The organism is Otariodibacter sp. (assembly GCF_029256985.1).
Classification (GTDB): Bacteria; Pseudomonadota; Gammaproteobacteria; order Enterobacterales; family Pasteurellaceae; genus Otariodibacter.
Window position 1 is genome coordinate 1 of sequence record NZ_JARIDQ010000064.1, and the last position, 3233, is coordinate 3233.

3 protein-coding genes are annotated in these 3233 nt (G+C 34.6%); all 3 read left to right on the top strand.

What is annotated here, in order from left to right; translation table 11 throughout:
- Window positions 1-320 (top strand): hypothetical protein (locus Q1J40_RS06720; protein ID WP_301099289.1); only part of this gene is annotated, 320 nt, incomplete at its 5' end.
- Between the two features lie 209 nt (window positions 321-529).
- Window positions 530-1759, top strand: a complete 1230-nt coding sequence (locus Q1J40_RS06725; RefSeq protein ID WP_301099291.1) for an aromatic amino acid transport family protein — start codon at window positions 530-532, stop codon at window positions 1757-1759.
- Window positions 1760-1795: 36 nt separating this feature from the next.
- On the top strand, window positions 1796-3175 hold the full coding sequence (locus Q1J40_RS06730) for an L-serine ammonia-lyase (RefSeq protein ID WP_301099292.1): 1380 nt from the start codon (window positions 1796-1798) through the stop codon (window positions 3173-3175).
- Window positions 3176-3233 lie beyond the last annotated feature (58 nt).

Below are 3233 nucleotides of genomic sequence, written 5' to 3' on the forward strand. Positions count from 1 at the left end.
TTGGTACAGGTATGTCTATCTTATTAATGGTTGTACAAAGCTGGGAAGAAGAATCTCGCCGTTTACGTGCAAAAGATATTCTACCTTGTCGTTTACTGTTCTTAGATGAAGCGGCTCGTTTAGATGCCATGTCAATCAATACATTATTTGAATTATGTGAACGTTTAGATATGCAATTATTGATTGCCGCCCCTGAAAACATTAGCCCAGAACGTGGAACAACGTATAAATTGGTGCGTAAAATTGCCAATAACCAAGAGTATGTACACGTTGTTGGATTAAAAGGATTTGGGGAAAAAATATTTAATGAATCTAAGTAATTATATTTTTGTTAAATATTCATTAGCATAAGTAAGTATAATTTGCTATATGATTAATTATTTATTTTATTAAAGTTTAAAAAATTTATAGTTAGATCACATTTTAGTAACCTTGCATTTGTACTTTTATTTTTTAGTATTATGATTAGTTGCTCTATCAATTAGAGTATATATTTTAAATACAATTAGCATCTGCGAGGATTACATTTATGAAACACCTTACGTCTAACCGCTTCGCGCTTACGTGGATATTGAACTTATTCGGTACAGCAGTCGGAGCGGGAGTGCTCTTTCTCCCAATTAATGCGGGGATGGGAGGATTTTTTCCACTTATAATTATTACTATTTTAGTTGGACCAATGACTTACTTTGCACATCGAGGACTAGCTCGATTTGTTTTATCATCAAGCCGACCAGGTAGTGATATTACTCAGGTGGTAAAAGAGCATTTTGGCGAAGGAGCTGGGAAATTAATCACTTTATTATATTTTTTCGCAATTTTTCCTATTTTACTTATATACGGTGTCGGTATTACTAATACTGTCTCTTCCTTTATAGAGAATCAATTATATTTAACTTCTCCACCTCGAATAATTCTTTCATTTGTTCTAATTGCAATTATGATTAGTGTTATGTTAATGAATGAAGTAACGATGCTAAAAATTACAACTTATTTAGTTTATCCTTTGGTGATCATTTTATTTGGTTTATCTTTATATTTAATTCCTCATTGGAATGGTGCAATTTTACACGAAATGCCAAGTTCAGATAATTTTGCATTAACATTGTGGTTAACTATTCCGGTATTGGTTTTTTCTTTTAACCATTCGCCAGCAATTTCTTCTTTTGCTTTATCTCAGCAACGTTTCTATAAAGAACCCAGCAAAGTAGATTTGGAAAGTGGTCGTGTTTTACGATCTACAGCAATGATACTTGTTTTATTTGTTATGTTTTTCGTGTTTAGTTGTGTATTAACACTCACTCCTGTTGAATTACAAGAAGCAAAAGCACAAAATATTTCGATTCTATCTTATTTAGCAAATAAATTTGATAACCCAATCATTTCCTATTTTGGTCCTCTTGTCGCATTTCTTGCTATAGGTAGTTCATTTTTTGGACATTATTTAGGTGCAAGGGAAGGGTTAGAAGGTTTAATTAATCAAATGAGAAATAAGCCTATTAATCCCGCAAAATGTAAAAAAATTACTGCCGTCGTATTCTTTATAATTTTATGGATTGTAGCAACATTAAATCCAAGTATCCTTGGTCTTATTGAAAGCCTCGGTGGCCCTATTATTGCGATGATTTTATTCATTATGCCAATGTATGCAATACACAAGATTCCATCACTACAAAAATTTAAGGGGAAATGGAGTAATATTTTTGTAGTTGTAATGGGTTGTATTGCAATATCAGCGACCATATATGGTTTGTTTTGATAGGTAATTTGTTATTTTATATATTATGTAGGTTTTATGATTAGTGTATTTGATATGTTTAAAGTGGGAATTGGTCCGTCGAGTTCTCATACTGTTGGACCAATGAAAGCAGCTAAGTTATTTGTTGATGAATTAATTAATCGCAAATTATTGGTTCAAACTAACCGCTTGCAAGTTGATGTTTATGGTTCTCTTGCTTTAACAGGTAGAGGACATAGTACGGATATTGCCATTGTTATGGGGCTTATGGGATATTTGCCTGATAATGTAGATATTGAACGTATTGAAAGTGTAATTGCTGAAGTAAAAACAGAGAAAAAGTTACTGGTTGCAGAAGCCTTTGCTGAACATAGTAAGAAGATTTCATTCGATTTCTTTAATGATATGCCATTTCACTATGATTTTTTACCTCGTCACGAAAATGGACTTATTTTTCGAGCATTTAATAATGATTCACTCTTATTTGAACAAACTTATTATTCAATCGGTGGTGGTTTTATTGTTTCAGAAGATGAATTTGAGCTTGCTAAGCAAGAGAGTGTAGATATTCCCTTTCCTTACACAAGCTCAGCAGATTTACTGAAACATTGTAAGGATCAAGGTTTACCCTTGTCTAGTCTAGTTTGGAAGAATGAACTTGCTCTACACTCTAAATCAGAAATACAAGACTATCTTGCTAAAGTTTGGCAAACGATGGATGAATGTATTAAACGAGGAATGCATACTGAGGGACTTTTACCGGGACCTCTAAAAGTCGTTCGTCGAGCTGCTGCATTACGTCGTACATTGGAAGCAACAAGTAAATTAAATAACGATCCTATGCAAATTATTGATTGGGTTAATTTATTTGCCTTGGCAGTCAATGAAGAAAATGCAGCAGGGGGAAGAGTAGTAACAGCCCCGACAAATGGAGCTTGTGGTATTGTACCTGCAGTATTAGCCTATTATCGCCAGTTTGTAGGCGAATTAACGCCTGAGACAGTAGAGCGATATTTGCTCACATCCAGTGTAATTGGTTCTCTGTATAAAATGAATGCTTCAATTTCTGGTGCAGAAGTTGGGTGCCAAGGAGAAGTGGGTGTAGCTTGTTCTATGGCTGCTGCTGGGCTAACTGAAATTATGGGAGGTACACCAGAACAAGTTTGTGCAGCAGCTGAAATTGGTATGGAGCATAATCTTGGGTTAACTTGTGATCCTGTTGGTGGACAAGTGCAAGTACCTTGTATTGAACGGAATGCTATTGCGTCAGTTAAGGCAATTAATGCTTGTAGAATGGCATTGCGCTTATCTTCAGAACCTCGTGTAACTTTGGATAAAGTGATTGAAACGATGTATGAAACTGGGCGTGATATGAATGCTAAATATCGTGAAACCTCAACAGGTGGGCTTGCGATTAAAATCGTACCTTGTGATTAATTATCCGAAAATTTTCAAAAAACACTGAATCGATAGACAATTGAATGGCAACAAGGGA